Origin of the sequence: Neorhizobium galegae, from assembly GCF_017877055.1 — a bacterium.
GTDB lineage: Bacteria > Pseudomonadota > Alphaproteobacteria > Rhizobiales > Rhizobiaceae > Neorhizobium > Neorhizobium galegae_D.
In genome coordinates, this window is sequence record NZ_JAGIPG010000002.1 from 545,763 (window position 1) to 564,247 (window position 18,485).

At 59.5% G+C, this 18,485-nt stretch carries 19 protein-coding genes and 1 tRNA gene; 15 read left to right on the top strand and 5 right to left on the bottom strand.

The annotated features are described in order from the left end of the window. Positions 1 to 216: 216 nt before the first annotated feature. The 7 genes from J2857_RS12995 (at position 217) to J2857_RS13025 (ending at position 5,241) form a co-directional block, all read left to right on the top strand. The gene (locus J2857_RS12995; RefSeq protein WP_210010579.1) at positions 217 to 924 is read left to right on the top strand and encodes an alpha/beta fold hydrolase; all 708 of its coding nucleotides are present in this window, start codon (positions 217 to 219) and stop codon (positions 922 to 924) included. Next, a complete protein-coding gene (locus J2857_RS13000) occupies positions 921 to 1,274 on the top strand; it encodes an extradiol ring-cleavage dioxygenase (protein WP_046603184.1) in 354 nt (117 codons plus the stop codon). Before J2857_RS12995 ends, J2857_RS13000 begins: the two co-directional genes overlap by 4 nt. Continuing rightward, positions 1,267 to 2,109, top strand: a complete 843-nt coding sequence (locus J2857_RS13005; RefSeq protein WP_210010580.1) for a class III extradiol dioxygenase family protein — start codon at positions 1,267 to 1,269, stop codon at positions 2,107 to 2,109. Before J2857_RS13000 ends, J2857_RS13005 begins: the two co-directional genes overlap by 8 nt. 4 nt (positions 2,110 to 2,113) lie before the next feature. Next, a complete protein-coding gene (locus J2857_RS13010; protein WP_210010581.1) occupies positions 2,114 to 2,440 on the top strand; it encodes a YciI family protein in 327 nt (108 codons plus the stop codon). A gap of 181 nt (positions 2,441 to 2,621) precedes the next feature. Then, a complete protein-coding gene (locus J2857_RS13015; protein ID WP_210010582.1) occupies positions 2,622 to 2,876 on the top strand; it encodes a DUF6074 family protein in 255 nt (84 codons plus the stop codon). Between the two features lie 527 nt (positions 2,877 to 3,403). Further along, positions 3,404 to 4,306 (top strand): retron St85 family effector protein, encoded by a 903-nt coding sequence (locus J2857_RS13020; RefSeq protein WP_210010583.1) that lies wholly within the window; start codon positions 3,404 to 3,406, stop codon positions 4,304 to 4,306. Further along, on the top strand, positions 4,306 to 5,241 hold the full coding sequence (locus tag J2857_RS13025) for a retron St85 family RNA-directed DNA polymerase (RefSeq protein WP_210010584.1): 936 nt from the start codon (positions 4,306 to 4,308) through the stop codon (positions 5,239 to 5,241). The genes J2857_RS13020 and J2857_RS13025 overlap by 1 nt, the downstream gene beginning before the upstream one ends. A gap of 271 nt (positions 5,242 to 5,512) precedes the next feature. Here J2857_RS13025 and J2857_RS13030 read toward each other — a convergent pair. Further along, positions 5,513 to 5,588: transfer RNA gene (locus tag J2857_RS13030), tRNA-Thr, on the bottom strand. Between the two features lie 129 nt (positions 5,589 to 5,717). Beyond that, positions 5,718 to 6,674, bottom strand: coding sequence for an NAD(P)H-dependent flavin oxidoreductase (locus J2857_RS13035; protein WP_210010585.1), 957 nt, complete (start codon positions 6,672 to 6,674; stop codon positions 5,718 to 5,720). A gap of 248 nt (positions 6,675 to 6,922) precedes the next feature. Between J2857_RS13035 and J2857_RS13040 the strand changes: the two genes are divergently transcribed. Beyond that, on the top strand, positions 6,923 to 8,164 hold the full coding sequence (locus tag J2857_RS13040; protein ID WP_210010586.1) for a hypothetical protein: 1,242 nt from the start codon (positions 6,923 to 6,925) through the stop codon (positions 8,162 to 8,164). A 3-nt stretch (positions 8,165 to 8,167) separates the two neighbouring features. Here J2857_RS13040 and ppk2 read toward each other — a convergent pair whose 3' ends face one another. Continuing rightward, positions 8,168 to 9,049, bottom strand: a complete 882-nt coding sequence (ppk2, locus tag J2857_RS13045) for a polyphosphate kinase 2 (protein ID WP_210010587.1) — start codon at positions 9,047 to 9,049, stop codon at positions 8,168 to 8,170. A 160-nt stretch (positions 9,050 to 9,209) separates the two neighbouring features. Here ppk2 and phoR point away from each other — a divergent pair, with 160 nt between their 5' ends. The 7 genes from phoR to phoB all read left to right on the top strand — a co-directional run bounded on the left by phoR (position 9,210) and on the right by phoB (position 17,032). Next, entirely contained in the window at positions 9,210 to 10,511 is a 1,302-nt protein-coding gene (gene phoR / locus J2857_RS13050) for a phosphate regulon sensor histidine kinase PhoR (protein ID WP_210010588.1), read from the top strand. A gap of 194 nt (positions 10,512 to 10,705) precedes the next feature. Further along, positions 10,706 to 11,740, top strand: coding sequence for a substrate-binding domain-containing protein (locus J2857_RS13055; protein ID WP_210010589.1), 1,035 nt, complete (start codon positions 10,706 to 10,708; stop codon positions 11,738 to 11,740). Between the two features lie 188 nt (positions 11,741 to 11,928). After that, positions 11,929 to 13,413 (top strand): phosphate ABC transporter permease subunit PstC, encoded by a 1,485-nt coding sequence (gene pstC / locus J2857_RS13060; protein WP_210010590.1) that lies wholly within the window; start codon positions 11,929 to 11,931, stop codon positions 13,411 to 13,413. Further along, a complete protein-coding gene (pstA, locus tag J2857_RS13065; RefSeq protein WP_210010591.1) occupies positions 13,410 to 14,729 on the top strand; it encodes a phosphate ABC transporter permease PstA in 1,320 nt (439 codons plus the stop codon). The genes pstC and pstA overlap by 4 nt, the downstream gene beginning before the upstream one ends. 13 nt (positions 14,730 to 14,742) lie before the next feature. Next, complete coding sequence (gene pstB / locus J2857_RS13070) at positions 14,743 to 15,558, top strand: phosphate ABC transporter ATP-binding protein PstB (RefSeq protein WP_210010592.1); 816 nt, start codon at positions 14,743 to 14,745, stop codon at positions 15,556 to 15,558. A 45-nt stretch (positions 15,559 to 15,603) separates the two neighbouring features. Then, positions 15,604 to 16,317, top strand: a complete 714-nt coding sequence (gene phoU, locus J2857_RS13075; RefSeq protein ID WP_113125637.1) for a phosphate signaling complex protein PhoU — start codon at positions 15,604 to 15,606, stop codon at positions 16,315 to 16,317. 31 nt (positions 16,318 to 16,348) lie between these two features. Further along, positions 16,349 to 17,032, top strand: a complete 684-nt coding sequence (gene phoB, locus J2857_RS13080; protein ID WP_038539434.1) for a phosphate regulon transcriptional regulator PhoB — start codon at positions 16,349 to 16,351, stop codon at positions 17,030 to 17,032. A gap of 10 nt (positions 17,033 to 17,042) precedes the next feature. Here phoB and J2857_RS13085 read toward each other — a convergent pair whose 3' ends face one another. After that, positions 17,043 to 17,480 carry a PACE efflux transporter gene (locus J2857_RS13085; protein ID WP_210010593.1) on the bottom strand — a complete coding sequence of 146 codons (438 nt, stop codon included), beginning with the start codon at positions 17,478 to 17,480 and terminating at the stop codon, positions 17,043 to 17,045. 187 nt (positions 17,481 to 17,667) lie between these two features. Continuing rightward, positions 17,668 to 18,204 (bottom strand): GcrA family cell cycle regulator, encoded by a 537-nt coding sequence (locus J2857_RS13090; protein ID WP_210010594.1) that lies wholly within the window; start codon positions 18,202 to 18,204, stop codon positions 17,668 to 17,670. Between the last annotated feature and the right edge of the window lie 281 nt (positions 18,205 to 18,485).

An 18,485-nucleotide genomic window follows, 5' to 3' on the forward strand; every position in this document is an offset into this window, starting at 1 on the left:
CTGGACAAAAGGGCGATTGCCGCGGCAATCGCCCTTTTGTTTTGTGATTTTCGGCATTCCCGTATACGTTATTCATAAATTTGAATCCCAAATTGACAAAATGTCGCTATTATATGCTTAAATATGCGACTATTGTATCCTAATTGAAACTGATGTATACATGATGCAGAGGATTTTCAGGCGGGATGGGCCGATGAACTCCTCCATAGGAAGATCATGACGACCCTTGTTCTCATACCCGGGCTTGTATCGGACGTGATCGTCTGGGCGCCCTTGGCCGAAGCGGCGTCCGGCGTCATGCCGGTTCATCACGCCGATCTCTCCGACGGCACATCGATCACCGGCATGGCTCGAACGCTCCTCGACGAGACGGCTGGCGACATCGTCGCTGTAGGCCACTCGATGGGCGGCCGCGTCGCCATGGAAATGGCGCATATCGCGCCGGATCGGGTTCGCGGTCTCGTGCTGGCGAATACCGGTCATCATCCCAAGCGCGAAGGCGAGGAGATCAAGCGTCAGCAGATGATCGATCTCGGCAACCACAGTATCGAGGAACTGGCGCAGCAATGGCTGCCGCCGATGCTCGACCCTGCCCGGGTGGGTGACCAGGACCTGATCGGGCGCCTCCACGCCATGGTTCTCAGGGCAGGTTCGGGGGTTCATGAGCGCCACATTCGCGCTCTCATCGGCCGCCCGGACGCCAGCGCCTATATCGCCGATCTTACCTGCCCGATCCTGCTTGTCGCCGCTCGCCAGGATGGCTGGAGCCCGATCGCCCAGCATCAGGAAATCGCCGACGCAGCGCCGGATGCAGAACTCGTCATCATTGAAAATGCCGGGCATTTCGCTCCCGTCGAACGGCCCGTGGAAACCACCGCCGCCATCACCGAATGGCTGGCGCGCAGATTTGGAGAATCCCAATGAGTGAAGCAGCAGCTACGATACCGGATACCCCGCTCTTCGATCGGGCGGGCTCGATCCGCGGCTACCGGATCAACAAGATGGCGATGGCGCTTGGCCAGCCCGCCAACCGCGCAGCCTTCAAAGCCGATGAAGAGGCCTATCTCGACAGTTTCGGCCTGAGCGCCCACGAGAAGTCTGCGGTCATGGGCCGAGACTGGCACGAGATGGTGCGCCTCGGCGGCAATCTCTTCTTCATCCTGAAGATTTCCGCGGTCGATCCGACCCCGATCACCAGGATCGGTGCGGCCCAGGCCAGCATGGAACACGAAGACTTCCTGCATCTGAGACTGGGGAAAAAGCGCAATGGCTAGGATCATCGGTGGGCTTGGAACGAGCCACGTTCCCTCGATCGGCGCTGCGCTCGACAAGGGGCTGCGCGACACGCCGGACTGGAAGCCGTTCTTCGACGGTTACGAAGTCGGCAAGCAGTGGATGCGGGACGCCAAGCCCGATATTGCCGTCGTCGTCTTCAACGATCACGGCAATACCTTCTTCCTCGACCGCGTACCGACCTTCGCCGTCGGCGTCGCCGAAACCTACAATCCGGTCGACGAAGGCTGGGGTCCGCGCGCCATCCCGGCGTTCGAAGGAGCCGTGGATTTCTCCTGGCATTTCGTCGACAAGCTGGTCGAGCGCCATTTCGACCCGATGGTCTGCCGCGAAATCGAAGTGGATCACGGCCTGCAGGTGCCGATGGAATTGTTTTTCGGTCGGCCGGAAGCCTGGCCGGTGAAGGTTCTGCCGATCTGGGTCAACACCATCCAGTATCCGATCCCGACGCCTCAGCGTTGCTGGGAAATGGGCAAGGTCCTGCGCGAAGCGATCGAAAGCTGGCCGGGCGACGAACGCGTCGTCATTCTCGGCACCGGCGGCCTGTCGCATCAGCTGCAGGGCGCCCGCGCCGGTTTCATCAATCAGGCGGCCGACCGCGCCTGGCTCGACGGCATCGCCAGCAACCCGGAACCCTATCGCACCATGAGCCGCGAGGACTATGTGGAACAGTTCGGCTCCGAAGGCGCCGAACTGATCATGTGGCTCGTCATGCGTGCTGCGATGAACAACGATGTCAACCTTGTCCACAAGCACTACCACGCCCCGGCATCGATGACCGGCGCCGGCATGGTCGTCTTGGAAAATGCGGCCTGATTCGATGTTTTTCCTGATGCGCTGCCTGCACCACAAAGGCCGGGACGCCGCCCGCGATACTCACCGCCCGTCGCATGGGGCCTGGGTACAATCCGGCGGGGAGGGGCTTGCCGTTGTTCTGATCGGCTCGGCGCTCATCGATGAAGCCGGTTCGCCGCTCGGCAATTTCGGGATTTTAGAGGCAGCGACCCGCGAAAAGGCGCAGGCCTTTGCGGAAGGCGATCCCTTCAATCGCGCTGGGATCGTCTCGGCGATCGAACTGACGCAGTTGCCTGATACGTTCCAGGCGGCCCGCATCAGCGACCCGATGACTCCGCGAAAGAACGACTAGCGCTGTTTCCAGCGAAACGGCAGATTGAAAAAAGGCGGCGCCGTCCATGTCAGGATGGTGCCGCCTTTTGTTGTTCGCTCAACGCCGGGAAAAGATAGCTTCAGCCGTTCAGTCTTTGTGAAGGACTGGCAGCCAATGTGTTGCAATTCTTGGGCGATTCGCCCGACAGTACGGAGATGGCATGACACTGCTGCAATTCCCCGCCGATCGGCGCACCGCGGACGTAAAACGCTGCGCCGAGGCGCTTCTGCGGCTTCACGGCGAACAGGCGAACCGCTTCTGGCGATCGGAAATGGCTGGTTTTGCGGCAGCTCTCAGAGCCCAGGGCGTGGCAGACGAGGAGATCTCTCGCCAGGCCGGCCTGTTCATGCACGCCGTCCAGATGCAGCTCCAAAGCGATTGCCTCGAAGACGAAACGAGCCTTGTGGCAGGCTAACCCGCACGGCCTTCGCGCTGATCGATATCGGCGACGCAGGCGCTGTGGAAGAACAGAAAACAAGTGGTGCCGCTTGCAGGACTCGAACCTGCGACCCCATCATTACGAACGTTGGGGCATAATTTCTAACATGCTGATTCATATGAATCTTTTTCGGCTCGTATGGACCTATATGAAGTTCGAAAATCGCATCAGTTCTTCGCATTTGTCAGATATCATAACTGTCCTATCTGTCCAATGCTCGTCTTTCAGCCGCTTGGGTAGTGGCTTCGTTGATTAATCCTCATCTAAAACGTGTGATTTACTGGCTTGAGCGAGTTGGCAGCCAGCGAATCTCTGATATGTTGCATCAGCCTCTTAGTTGGGTGTGTGTAGCTACAGCTCACTCTATGCCGGGTGTTTAGCCAGGCTGAATTTTATTGTGCGACATTGGGCGCCGACTTCGGGAATCCGAGGCGGCACCGGCATGCGCTCGGCACCACCTCGGATTCCCGAAGCCGGCCGCTTAAAGTAAGGGGTCACTGAAATTGAAGCACCCGTTAATTGACGAAGCTCAAAAAGGACTTCGCAAACGGGTGCTTTCTTTCTTCAAGAGCGCGTACAGCGTCCCGCGGGAAAGCAACATAGTCTTCGTTTGTGGCGGAAACGAAGCACACCATATGCGCCCACTTTTCAGGAAGTACGTGGAGGCGAGTTCGCCGGAATTTGACATTTTCCATCCTGAATTCGCGATGGAAAACCTTTTGACTAGCAACCTATCAGAGCCATTTGACATCGCTGATTTTGAATCGTCGATAGGCAATCTCAGTAAGGCGATTGTTATCTTTCCGGAGGCTGCCGGATCATTCGCCGAAACAGGATATTTCTCGGCGATCCCTAGCCTCGCGAAGAAGACGATCCTGGTGTTGGATGCCAACTATCAGGGCGACGATAGCTTTATCTCTCAAGGCCCAGCAAAGAAGATTGGTGAGGCATCGATCTTCCGACCGGTCCTTCAAATGAGCTACGCAAGCCCAGATTTCGAGCTTGTGCTCCGTCGGGTAAAGAAATTTCCGTTGTCCTCGACAAGGAAGCAGCTGGCTTGGACGAAGCTATCTGAGCTGGATGATTTCGAGCGTTTCTCTCTAATACATGAAATCGTGAGTTTCATGTCGATTGCTACGCTTGACGATATCGAGTTTATCTTAAGAGGCCTTTCAGGAAGCCATATATCAATTCATCAGTTCCACCAGATTACATCAATATTGGTCGGTTCCAAATACTTGGAAACGTATGGTGACTATGGTCACTTGCGTCCAAGCGCCACCAAGGGAAATTTATTGAAAGTCGTTGAAGGGAGGCGCACCGAGTACAATGAACTGCGCCTCGATTTAGCTGCGGTATATCAGGAGGTCAGCGGCGACTTTCTGAAACTGATTGGAGGTCTCTGATGCTGATAGAGACGCTCAATAAGCAATCGGGGGTCACCATAGAGAACTTGGAGTGGCTCGCTGAAACCGCCTCGAAGCGATACAAAACTTATGAGATTCCTAAGAGGACCGGAGGCGTCCGGACCATCCATCATCCAAGTCGAGGCCTCAAGGGTATCCAGAGATGGGTCAGCAAATTCTTGCTCGCGAGGCTACCGGTTCATACTACGGCGCAAGCCTACGTACGTGGCGCGAGTATCAGGAAGAACGCGGAACTACATGCTGGCAGCAAATTCACGTTGCGAATCGATTTTGCAAACTTTTTCCCCAGCTTCTCCAGCGCGCATGTCGAGGTCTTCCTGGCGGCGGTCGAAAGGGATCGATCGATCGGACTAACTGACAGAGATATTTCGTTTGTCAGCAGGATCGTGTCCCGGCATGGTCAATTGACCATTGGTGCGCCGTCGTCACCGATACTCACTAATGCCATGATGCATTTCTTTGACGGGCAAATTACCGAATTCGCAGAGAGCAGGAACCTGATTTACACCCGTTATGCGGACGATCTTTTCTTTTCCAGCAATAGGCCTGATAACCTGACCGATGCGCTTGCAATAGTACAACAGGTGTCTGTCACCTATCCTTATGCCAACTTACGAGTGAATCCTGATAAAACTGCTTTCCTTTCTCGGCGTTATTCGCGGAGGGTTACCGGTCTCGTACTCACCACAGATGGTAAGGTCTCAATCGGTCGCGAGCGCAAAAGAATGGTGAAAGCGCAGATTCATAAATTCCTTCAGGGCGAACTCGATATATTCGAAGTTCCCACGCTACGCGGCTATTTGGCATTCGTACAGGATGTCGAGCCGGAGTTTTGGGAAAGCCTGAAGAGAAAATATGGAGCCGGTGCGATGTTAACCGTTATTGGGGATCAACGGTTCGCTGATCTGCTTTAACTAACGTCGGCAGCGTCGAAGCCTCTGTCAGAAACTCTATCCTTGGCGCCGATTACTTCAAGATATATGTATGGAATCCGTATGCATTAATATGCAAACGGCGGGGCGCTAGATGGCTGCACAAGGCTGAAATAGGCTCAAAAGGCCGAAATAGGCTGGACAAGGCCGTAACAAAAAGAAAGCTGGGAAAGGCGAGTAATTGGCAGGATAGAATTTTTGACCTAGGAAAATCCCTGCAAGTCATTGAACTTCTTCGAATACTCGAGGAAAGTGGTGCCGCTTGCAGGACTCGAACCTGCGACCCCATCATTACGAATGATGTGCTCTACCACCTGAGCTAAAGCGGCACGGGCAGCGAACGGTCGAGCCGGGCTGCGAGTGATGCGGCTGATACAGGCAATGACCTGCGATTTCAAGCCGGGTTTTTGGCTTCTCGACGATTTTCCTGAAAAGACGGTTCTTATCCAGCCGTTGGTTCAAACCGCGAGGCGCGCGCGCGCCGCCCGGTATTCGTTTTCCAGCCGGTCGATGAGTTCCGCGACCGGAACCACCGCCTTGACCGCGCCGACGCCTTGGCCTGCCCCCCAGATCTCCTTCCAGGCCTTCGGCCCGCTGACCGCCTGGTCGAAATCCATCTTGGACGGATCGGCGGCCGGAAGCGCGTCCGGGTCCATGCCGGTGGCAATGATCGAACCCTTCAGGTAGTTGCCGTGGATGCCGGTGAAATAGTTGGAGTAGACAATGTCGGCAGCATTCGAATCGACGATCATCTGCTTGTAGCCCTCGACGGCGCGTGCCTCCTTCGTGGCGATGAAGGGCGAGCCGATATAGGCCATGTCGGCGCCCATGGCCTGGGCCGCCAGAATACCGCCGCCGGTGGCGATCGCGCCGGCAAGCAGCAGCGGCCCGTCGAACCATTCCCGGATCTCCTGCACCAGCGCGAAGGGTGAAAGCGTGCCGGCGTGCCCGCCGGCGCCGGCGGCGACCGCGATCAGCCCATCGGCGCCCTTGCGGATCGCCGAATTGGCGTGGCGGTTGTTGATGATGTCGTGCAGCACGATGCCGCCATAGGAATGCACGGCGGCATTCACCTCCGGCACCGCCCCGAGCGAGGAGATGACGATCGGCACCTTGTATTTCACGCACATCATCAGGTCGTGCTCCAGCCGTTTGTTGGAGGTGTGGACGATCTGGTTGACGGCAAAGGGCGCGGCGGGCCTGTCCGGGTTGGCAGCATCATAGGTGGCCAGATCCTCGGTGATCATGGCCAGCCATTCGTCGAGCTGGCTTTCGGGCCGCGCATTGAGGGCGGGGAAGGCGCCGACGATGCCGGCCTTGCATTGCGCCAGCGTCAGTTCCGGATGGGAAATGATGAACAGCGGCGACGCGACCACGGGCAGGCGGAGCCTGTCCTTGAGGACTGCTGGAAGCATGGATCAAAAACCTCCCGATTGACCTTTACGCAAACGTAAGTCCGTCTACCAGATCGGGAACGGCGCGAAAAGCCGGTGGAAAGATTTTCGCAGCAGAACTTCACGGCGCCCGGCAGAGGCTGCGGACATATCCTGTCCTTATTTTTGGCCATGGTGCAGTCGAAGGCGGCGCTTGCAGTTCCGCAGCGGAGAGGTTACCGAAACGTAAACTTCCACGCAGTGGGAATGAGTAAGAAGAAGGACCGGCAGTGAGCGGTTTGGAAACGGCCATCAGGAACGCACTGGATCGCTCGAACCGGGCGGACCGGGAGATCAGGGCACGTATTTATCAGTCGGCGCGCCAGGCGCTGGATGCCGGCCTTCGCAAGCAGGGCGTCAGCGACCGGCTGATCATCATGCAGCAGCATGAACTGCTGGAGCGGAAGATCCACGAGATCGAGATGGCGGAGGTGCAGCGCCTGGCCGAACCGGCGGCTGAATCCGTTGTCGAGCTCGATCCGGAGCTGCCATATGCCACGGAATCCATGGCGGTAGAGTCTCCGGCCATGGAGGCTCGCCCACGGCCGGAAGCGCCGCAAAGGTCTGTGGCACCACCGCCTGTAGCGCCGCCCATCGATACCGTTTCAGGCGAGACGCGCTCCCCCGCTCTAGCTGCTGCGGCTATGTCCTCGGGGGATCTCGGCGGTGTCAGCCCCGCGCGCGGTGAGCGGATCGAAGCCGAGCAATTCGAACCGGCACCTCAGACGAAAGCGGCAAAGCCGGGCAAGACGAACAAAACGAACAAGGGCGCCCGCCCGTCCACCGATAGCGGACTGGATGTCCCCCCGGAACGGGCTGCGAAACCCCGAAAGCGTCGTGGTTTCCTGTCGCATCTCCTGACCTGGATCATCACCCTTGGCATGGTCGGCGGTGCCTGCTGGTGGTTTTACCAATCCGGCATGGTGCAATCGATCATCGAGGAAGCAATGAAATCGGCCGATCGCTCCGTGGCGGGCCAGGGAGCGGGAGGCCCCGTCGCCTTCGATCCGCGCCGCGGTTTTTCCGATGAATGGGTGGAAATCTTCGTACCCGCCAAGGCGGCGGAAATGAAGGCCGGCGGCCAGGCGAAAGTCGAGGCGGTGGCCGCCTCGGAAGGGCAGGCTGTACGCATCGCATCGGCGACGTCAGGCGAGGGCGGCGATGTCTCGGTCGAAGTGCCACCGGAAGTGCTGCGCGAAATGGCCGGCAAGAGTTCGACGGTGGCGCTGACCCTGCAGTCGGGGCAGGACAGTTCCGTGCAGCTGTCGGTCCGCTGCGATTTCGGGAGCCTCGGCAACTGCAGCCGTCATCGCTTCACGGCAACGCAGGAGAAGCTGGAGGCGCTCTTCCGGGTGACCTTCGAGCGGTCGCTTGCCCCCAACCGGCCCGGCCGCCTGGTCTTCAACAGCGGTATCGACGGCGCGAACCGGGCGGTGCTGCTCTATTCGGTACGCATCCTGCCCGGCCAATGATCTCTATAGAAGGAACTTCGGGCCGAAACCGAAGATCTTGTCGTCGATCTCGCCGATAGCGTCCGTGTCCTTGCCCTCGTAGTCGAGCGACAGCAGGATATGGCGAATGAGGTTGAGGCGGGCGCGGCGCTTGTCGTTGGCCCGCACGACGGCCCATGGTGTCTCCTTGTTGTGGGTCCTTTCAAGCATCGCGTCGCGTTTCTCGGTGTAGTCGTCCCACTTGTTGAACGCGGCGATATCCATCGGCGACAGTTTCCAGATCTTGAGCGGATCGTGCCGCCGGTCATGGAAACGCTTGAGCTGCATCTCGCGGCCGATATCCAGCCAGAACTTGAAGAAGATGATGCCTTCGTCGGAAATCGTGTCTTCGAAGCGCGGAACCGCCTTCATGAAATCCTTGTATTGTTCCGGCGTGCAGAAGCCCATCACCGGCTCGACCCCGGCTCGGTTGTACCAGGAGCGGTCGAAGAGCACGATCTCCCCCGAGGTCGGGAAATGCGAGATGTAGCGCTGGAAATACCACTGGCCAGCCTCGGTCTCCGTCGGTTTGTTGAGCGCCACCACACGGGCCGAACGGGGATTGAGATAGGCATTGATCGAAAAGATCGTGCCGCCCTTGCCGGCCGCATCACGGCCCTCGAACAGCGCCATCATCCGCTTGCCGGTCGCCTTCAGCCAGAACTGCACCTTGACGAGTTCGACCTGCAGCTTTTCGAGCTGCTTTGCGTATTTGTCCTTGTTCAGCTTGTCGTCATAGGGATATCCACCGGAGCCGAGGGCATGTTCCTCAATCCAGGCCGGCAGTACCGGGTCGTCGATATCGAACCGCTTGAGCTTGCCGTTGATGTCGATGTTGACTGCCCGGCTTCCGGTTTCATCCGCCATGATAATGCTTCCTTCTATCGATCCGCCTTACGGGCGCTAGCCGATATGTAACGCAAGTTCGAAATTCCGCTACAGTTCGGATAGCGCCATTTTTCCCAATATCCCACTGGAAGCGATGTATATCTGTCATGCAAGGGATATATGAGCGCGTGTTCAACCTATGAAAGCTGCGGGTCTATCTGTGGAGTCGGTACTGGAGAAATGGCGTCGGGGCCTGGGCAGGCTCGTTGCGAGGGCTCGCCAGGAGCGACCTCTGTTGCTGCTTCTGACCCTTCTGGCGATGATCGCCTTTCTGATCGGTATGGACTGGGTGGGCGTCCTCGTGGGCTGGCTGCTCCTGGTGCTGGTCGTCGTTGGCCGCAAGCCTGCCGCTCTTCCTCCGCCGGTGCTCGAGGTCGTCGAGAAAGAGCAGCCGGGCTTTCAGCCACTGCCTCAGGTGGCGGCAACGCTGGGTGCCTTGGATATCCCGGCTTTCGTGCTCGGCGAGGACGTCACGGTCCTCTATCAGAACAAGGCTGCCGAAAGGGCCTTTGGAATTCTTTCTCCCGGTTCGCATCTTTCGGCGCGGCTTCGGTCCCCGGGCATTCTCGACATGGTGCGGGAGACCATTGCCACCGACGAGCCCAACCAGATCGAGCATTCCGAGCGGCTGCCTTCCGAGCGCGTCTATACCCTGCGTATTGCGCCCATCGATCTCGGCAAGCCGATGCAGCAAAGCTCCGAAGGCGTGGCGCAGAAGCTCTATCTGCTCTCCTTCCGGGACATTTCGGAATTGCGCCGCATCGATCGGATGCGCTCGGATTTCGTCGCCAATGCCAGCCATGAGCTGCGCACACCGCTTGCCTCGCTGCGAGGCTTTATCGAGACCCTGCAAGGGCCGGCGCGCTCCGATCCCGCCGCGCATGAGCGGTTCCTCGCCATCATGTTCGACCAGGCGACGCGCATGAGCCGTCTTGTCGACGACCTCATGTCGCTGTCGCGCCTGGAGCTCAAATCCCATATCGCACCGGACCAGACGATCGACCTGAAGCCGCTGATCGGTCATGTGCGGGACGCGCTGGTTCCGCTCGCCGACGACCTCGGGGTTGAAATCCGCACGCACCTGCCGGAAGGCAAGGTGGAGGTTCTCGGCGATCGCGACGAACTCGTCCAGGTTTTCGAAAACCTGATCGAGAACGCCTGCAAATACGGCCAGGAAGGCAAGTTCGTGGACGTCTATCTGCGCAACGGCGCCTCCGATCCGGTGGAAGTGACCGTCGTCGACCAGGGACCGGGCATTCCGGCCGAGCACGTTCCGAGGCTGACCGAGCGCTTCTACCGGGTCAGTGTGGCCGACAGCCGCTCCAAGAAAGGGACTGGCCTCGGCCTGGCAATTGTCAAGCACATCCTAACCCGCCACAGAGCACGTCTGATCGTGAAGTCGGAAGTTGGCAAGGGAAGTCAGTTCACCGTCAGGTTCTGACATAAAACCTTCTCGCTGCAAAGCTGTGCATTAATTTTATATTGAAATACCAATAGGTTGATATGTCATAAATGTTTCACTGAACTGACATAAAAGAGAGAGGCTACAGCGGCTAAGACAAGCGGGCCGAGCGTTGGCGAGAGCGAGAGCCAGCGCCGTCCGCATTCACACAAGCCCATGACGGGAGATTCCTCATGAACATCCTTAAACTCTCTGCAGCTGCCTTGGTGGCCTCTGTTGCGTTTGCCGGCGCCGCCGCCGCACGCGACCAGGTCCAGGTTGCCGGTTCCTCCACCGTTCTTCCCTACGCGAAGATCGTTGCCGAAGCTTTCGGCGAAGCCTTCCCGAAGTTCAAGACCCCGATCGTTGAGTCGGGCGGCACCGGCGCTGGCCTCAAGGAATTCTGCAAGGGCGTCGGCGAAGCCACGATCGACATTGCAAATGCGTCCCGCGCGATCAACAAGTCTGAAGCCGAAGCCTGCAAGGCGGCCGGCGTCACCGACGTCCAGGAAATCCGCATCGGTTACGACGGCATCGTTTTCGCGACTGCCAGCAGCAACGGCGAGATGAAGCTCGAGCCGAAGGACATCTACAAGGCTCTCGCCGCTCAGGTCGTGGTTGACGGCAAGCTCGTCGCCAACCCCTACAAGAACTGGTCGGAGATCAACCCGACGCTTCCGAAGGGTCCGATCGCCGCCTACATCCCGGGCGAAAAGCACGGCACCCGCGAAGTTTTCGAACTGAACGTGCTTGCCGCAGGCTGCAAGGACGCCGGTGCCACCGACGTCATCGCCAAGGAAATCGCTGACAAGGCTGCCCAGGGCAAGGCTTGCGTTGCTGTTCGCAAGGACGGCGTCGCTGTGGACATCGACGGCGACTACACCGAGACGCTCGCTCGTATCGCTGCCAACAAGACCGGCGTCGGCGTGTTCGGCCTCGCTTTCTACGAAAACAACGCCGACAAGCTGAAGGTCGCCACCATGCGCGGCATCAAGCCGTCCGCGGCAACGATCGCTGACGGCACCTATCCGGTTTCCCGTCCGCTGTTCTTCTACGTCAAGAAGGCTCACCTGGGCGTCGTCCCGGGCCTCAAGGAATACGTCGAATTCTTCCTCTCCGACGACATGATCGGCCCGGACTCGCCGCTCGTCGAGTATGGCCTGGTTGCCGCCCCGGACGCACAGCGCGAGCAGGCCCGCAAGGATTTCACCGCTGGCAAGACGATGTAATCGAAAGACCGGCGCCGCTTTTGGCGGCGCCGTTTTCTCTTCCCGCCGAAGGCTCTTGCATCGGCGTGGATCGTCGGCTTTGCGGTGATGATGTTGCCGCAAGGCGCGGCGGCGAATGCGATCGGTTCCGATGAACGGAGCTGGGCGGTGATGGGTTGCCGCCGAAGGCGGTACGCCGGGGGATTAAGATGAACACATCACTAATATTATTGATTTTGGCGATAATCGGCATAGCCGGTTACGTCACCGGTGCCCGGCATGCGATGGCGCTGGCCGGAGGGATTTCCTCCAAACTTCATTCGCGGCCGGGATATTACGGTTCTTTTGTCGCTGTCTGGGCGATCTTGCCGGCCGCCGTCATTCTCTTTGTCTGGCTGGTCGCCAGCCCCATGTATATCAGCTCCTCGGTACGCGGTGCGTTTCCCGAAGAGGTGAAAACCCAATCGCAGGCCGAGCAAGGCCTGAGCTACGGCATGATTACCTCGATCGCCCGAGGAATGAATGCATTGACCGGCGACGAGATTGCCCGCGTCGAGAACAATCCGGTGGAGCTGCGTACTGCGCTTGGTGCCAAGGGCGTTCCGCTTGCAGGCGATCCGCAGCCTTTCATGGTCAAGGCCGCTGCCGATCTGAACAGGATGACCTTCGTCAGCCGTATCCTCATGACGATCGTCGTCCTGGGGGCTTCCATTGGCGGCGCCTTCGTCGCCTATCGCCAGATCGCGCCGCGCTTCCGCGCTCGCAATCGGGTGGAAAAAGTCATTCTCGGAAGTCTCGTCGTGGCCTCCTCGATCGCCATTCTGACCACGGTTGGAATCGTCGCGTCGATGCTGACGGAAGCTGCCCACTTCTTCACCGCCATTCCGGCCTGGGAATTCTTCTTCGGCACGGTATGGGATCCGCGTTTTGCGGCTGCCGGTTCGGGTGGCTCCGAAGGTCAGTTCGGCCTCATTCCGCTGCTGCTCGGCACGCTCTATATCGGTTTCGTCGCAATGCTCTTCGCGGTTCCGATCGGCCTCTTTTCGGCAATCTACATGTCGGAATACGCCTCGCCGAAAGTCCGCGCGGTTGCCAAGCCGCTGCTCGAAGTGCTCGCCGGCATTCCGACCATCGTCTACGGCTTCTTCGCATTGACGACCGTCGGTCCGTTCCTTCGCGACATTTCTTCGCAGCTGAACGGCCTCGTCACCGGCGACTATGCCAACTTCATCCAGGCACAGAGCGTTCTGACGGCCGGTTTCGTCATGGGCATCATGCTGATCCCCTACGTCTCCTCGCTGTCGGACGATATCATCACTGCAGTGCCGCGTGCCCTGCGTGACGGTTCGCTCGGCCTCGGCGCCACCCGTTCGGAAACCATCAAGAAGGTCGTCCTGCCGGCTGCTCTGCCGGGCATCGTCGGCGCGCTTCTGATGACGGCGTCGCGCGCCGTCGGTGAAACCATGATCGTCGTGCTTGCGGCCGGCGTCGCCGCCCGTCTGCAGATCAATCCGTTCGAGCCGATGACGACCGTGACGGTCAAGATCGTCAACCAGCTGACGGGTGACCTCGAGTTCACCTCGCCGCAGACCCTGGTTGCGTTCGCGCTGGGCATCACGCTGTTCGCTATCACGCTTTGCCTCAACATCTACGCGCTTTATATCGTGCGCAAATACCGGGAGCAGTACGAATGACCGATGTGGTTTCTCCCGCCGCCGGCATCCCCAGGGCCAAGTCCGTCCGTCGCGATATCGGCATCAAGCGCCGTTACGCCGCCGAGCGTCGCTTCCGTGCCTATGGCATCGCCGCGCTTTCCTTCGGCATCATCTTCCTGATGCTTCTGCTGTGGTCGGTGGTCTCCAAGGGATACACCGCCTTCCAGCAGACCATGATCACCATGCCGGTCGAATTTTCGCAGCAGATCATCGATCCGCAGAACGAACGTGCCACCAATCCGCAGAAGCTGATGACTGCGAACTACCCGGTCGTCGCCCGCAACGCTCTCGCCAAGCTGCTCAACGTCAGCGTCGACGATCGTGTTGCATCCCGCGCGATCGGCCAGATGCTGTCGGATGGCGTCCGCGTCCAGCTGCGCGACCTGGTGGTCGCCAATCCGGCGATCATCGGCACGACGCAGACGGTAAGACTGCTTGCCTCAGGCGATATCGACTCGGCCTACAAGGGCCAGATCGACCTCGACGTCGGCCAGGAGAACCGCAAGATCAACGACCAGCAGCTCGGCTGGATGAAGCAGCTCTCCGATAGCGGCGCGCTTGCCAAGCACTTCAACAGCGGCATTTTCGTCAACGGCGCATCGAGCCGTCCGGAAGCGGCCGGCGTCGGCGTCGCGCTCATCGGTTCGTTCTACATGATGCTGATCGTGCTCGTCCTGTCGCTGCCGATCGGCGTCGCAGCCTCGATCTATCTCGAGGAATTCGCACCGAAGAACAAGTTCACCGACTTGATCGAGGTGAATATCAACAACCTCGCGGCCGTTCCCTCGATCGTCTACGGTCTGCTCGGCTTGGCGGTCTTCGTCAACTTCATGGGCTTGCCGCGCTCGGCCTCCTTCGTCGGCGGCCTGGTGCTTACCCTCATGACGCTGCCGACGATCATCATCGCGACCCGGGCGGCACTGAAGGCCGTGCCGCCGTCGATCCGCGCGGCCGCCCTTGGGCTCGGCGCATCGAAGATGCAGACGATCTTCCACCATGTCCTGCCGCTTGCCATGCCGGGCATTCTGACCGGCACGATCATCGGCCTGGCCCACGCACTCGGCGAAACCGCACCGCTGCTCTTGATCGGCATGGTGGCCTTCGTCGCCAACTACCCGACCACGCCGCTCGACCCGTCGACGGCGCTGCCGGTGCAGATCTACATGTGGGCGAACGAAGCGGAGCGCGCGTTCGTCGAGCGTACCTCGGGAGCAATCATCATCCTGCTCCTGTTCCTCATCCTAATGAATGTTGGCGCAATTCTCTTGCGGCGTCGCTTCGAGCGGCGCTGGTAGAAGGAGTATGACAATGAATATGATGTCAGAATCGGCAGTTGAAAAGGCGCTGGACCAGAAGATGAGTGATGCTTCTCACAAGATGATCGGTAAGGACGTTTCTGTCTATTACGGCGAAAAGCGTGCGCTTTTCGACGTGAACCTCAACGTCCGCGAAAACACGGTGACAGCTCTCATCGGCCCTTCCGGTTGCGGAAAGTCCACCTTCCTGCGTTGCCTCAACCGGATGAACGACACGATCGAGAATTGCCGCGTCACCGGCAAGATCACCCTCGACGCGGACGATATCTACGACCAGAACATCGATGTGGTGGAGCTTCGCGCTCGCGTCGGCATGGTTTTCCAGAAACCGAACCCGTTCCCGAAGACCATCTACGAGAACATCTCCTACGGCCCGCGCATCCACGGCCTCTCCAAGAACAAGGCCGACATGGACCAGATCGTCGAGGCGAGCCTGCAACGCGCCGGCCTCTGGGGCGAAGTCAAGGATCGCCTGCATGAATCCGGCACCGGCCTCTCCGGCGGTCAGCAGCAGCGACTGTGCATCGCCCGTGCGATCGCCGTGTCGCCGGAAGTCATCCTCATGGACGAACCGTGCTCGGCTCTCGACCCGATCGCGACCGCCAAGGTTGAAGAACTCATCCATGAACTGCGTGCCAACTACACGATCGTCATCGTGACGCACTCGATGCAGCAGGCTGCCCGCGTATCGCAGCGCACCGCCATGTTCCACCTCGGCCAGCTCGTCGAGGAGAACGATACCGACAAGATGTTCACCAATCCCGACGACCAGCGCACCCAGGATTACATCATGGGCCGTTTCGGCTGACCCAGCCGACTGTGCCGCCTGAAAATCAATTTTGAGGACTAGAAGATGGCATCGACCCATATCCTGTCGGCTTATGACGACGAACTGAAATACCTGAGCCGCCGCATCTCCGAAATGGGCGGCCTCGCCGAGCAGATGTGCTCGGATGCCGTGCGTGCGCTGGTCAATTCCGACGCCGCCCTGGCCCAGAAGGTCATCTCCGACGACGTGATCCTCGATCACGCCGAGCGCGAGATCGGCGACAAGGCGATCGTCACGATCGCCCGCCGCCAGCCCGTGGCAGCCGATCTTCGCGAGATCGTCGGTTCGCTACGCATCGCGTCCGATCTGGAGCGCGTCGGCGACCTTGGCAAGAACACCGCCAAGCGCGTCATCGCTGTTCAGGGCACCGGCGTTCCGCGCAAGCTTGCCCGTGGTCTGGAACATCTCTCTGATCTCGCCCTCGTGCAGCTCAAGGACGTCCTCGACGTCTACGCGACGCGTTCGGCGGAAAAGGCCGAGGCGATCCGCATCCGCGACGAGGAAATCGACGCGATGTATACCTCGCTGTTCCGCGAACTCCTCACCTACATGATGGAGGATCCGCGCAACATCACCACCTGCACGCACCTGCTGTTCTGCGCCAAGAACATCGAGCGTATCGGCGACCACGCCACCAACATCGCTGAGACCATCTACTACATGACGACCGGCGCCCAGCCGGAGGGCGATCGCCCGAAGGACGACTCGTCGAACACGCTCGGCGCGATTACCGAATAAATGATGGAATGCTGACGGAGCAGGCTGAAGAATGCTGCCAAAAATCGCTGTCGTAGAAGACGAAGAAGCGCTGAGCGTGCTTCTTCGCTACAATCTGGAAGCCGAGGGTTATGAGGTCGATACCGTTTTGCGGGGCGATGAAGCCGAAATTCGGCTTCAGGAGCGCGTACCGGACCTTCTGATCCTGGACTGGATGCTGCCCGGCGTTTCCGGCATCGAACTCTGCCGCCGGCTGCGCATGCGCCCGGAGACCGAGCGCCTGCCGATCATCATGCTGACGGCCCGCGGCGAGGAGAGCGAACGTGTTCGCGGCCTCGCCACCGGCGCCGACGACTATGTGGTAAAACCCTTCTCGACCCCGGAACTGATGGCCCGCGTCAAGGCGATGCTGCGCCGCGCCCGTCCCGAAGTGCTCTCCAGCGTGCTCCGCTGCGGCGATATCGAACTCGACCGGGAAACCCATCGCGTTCACCGCAAGAGCCGCGAAGTGCGCCTCGGCCCGACCGAATTCCGGCTTCTGGAATTCCTGATGGCCTCGCCCGGCCGCGTCTTCTCGCGTTCGCAGCTTCTAGATGGCGTCTGGGGCCACGACATCTATGTCGATGAGCGTACCGTAGACGTGCATGTCGGGCGCCTGAGAAAAGCCCTCAACTTCTCCAATATGCAGGATGTCATCCGCACCGTCCGCGGCGCGGGTTATTCGATGGAATCCTGAGAGGCGGCTTTCAGGCCGCCTGGGGCTGCCCCTGCCATTCCGGCAGCGGAAAGATGCGGTCATAGGCCCAGTTGAACACGAAGGCATAGACCACGTAGAAAACCGCGAACGACACGTCCATCGTCAGCGCGTGGACGAGGCTGATGCCGAGATACCAGGCGATCAGCGGCAGAAGCGCGATCAGCAGGCCAAGTTCGAACAGTACCGCATGCGCCACGCGTATGGCCGTGTTTTTCTGCGTGGTGCCTGTGAAGCGCTGCATCAGGTGGTCGAAGCCGAGATTGTAGAGATAGTTCCAGCCGGTGGCGATCGTCGCACTGCCGATGCCGACAACGCCGATATCGGCGGCCGGCATGCCGAAGACGAACGAGCCGAGCGGTGTGACGAGAGCGAGCCCGATCAGTTCGAAGCTGATGGCATGGCGGATACGGTCGCGTGTCGAGCGCATGATGACCTCCTGGGTGCTTTCCGGGTCGTCCCGGAGTTTTTGCCCGAATGGGGGAGGTCGTCCTCGCTGTTTCTGAAATAGGCGCAATGCCGCTTAGCAGCAAGGCCTGGCCGGTATATCTGCCATGCAGCAACAAAAAAGCGGGCCAAAGCCCGCTTTCGATCTTGCCCTCGTGTCGCCTCGTCGCTCAGACCCGAACAGCAACCTTGCGCCGCTCGTTGACCGGCTGGTAGGCGAGCTTTGCGTGATAGCTGCAATAGGGCGAGGCGTCCGGGGATTCACAGCCGCAGAAGTGGAAGTCTTCCTTGAGCGGATCGCCGACCGGCCACTTGCAGGTGCGCTCGGTCAGTTCGGTCAATGCAAGGCGACGGGAGATCGGCACCACCACGTTGGAGGCGGGACGATATTCCATCTCCTGATAGGGTTCGATTTCGACCTCTTCCTTGACCATCGTCGCGCCGACGGCGCGGGTAACGGTCCGGGTCGTGACGCGCGATGCATAGTTTGGAGCCCGCGGCGCCGATGTCGTGCGCTTGGCCGCAGATGAACGGCCCGTCGCTACCGTTCCGCCGGCTTTCGCCCGGCCCGGCAGGCTGAGACGATGCACCTTGCCGATCACGGCATTTCGGCTTACGCCTCCAAGTTGCGCTGCGATCTGGCTGGCGCTGAGGCCCTCCGACCATAATCTTTTGAGCTTCTCGACACGCTCGTCTGTCCAGTTCATGCCCGTTCTCCGCCTTTGAACGTTGCTGGCATGCAGAATCCTTCCACCTTTGCTGCGAAATTCATTTCGCAGCACCCACTATATCTATGCTTGAGGTGACTAGTTCCGCCGCATGCAGTCTAGTAATTGATCTTTAACCTAGTGTGAGGCTGACTCCGTGGCAAGAGTCGGGAGAATCTGCGGGAATCGATTTCGTGGTTTTCCCCAACTTGCTGTCCGGGAGAGTCATTTTTGTCACATTGGTCGGCGCCTGCCGCTTTCCGGCCCGGTCCGCCCAAAAC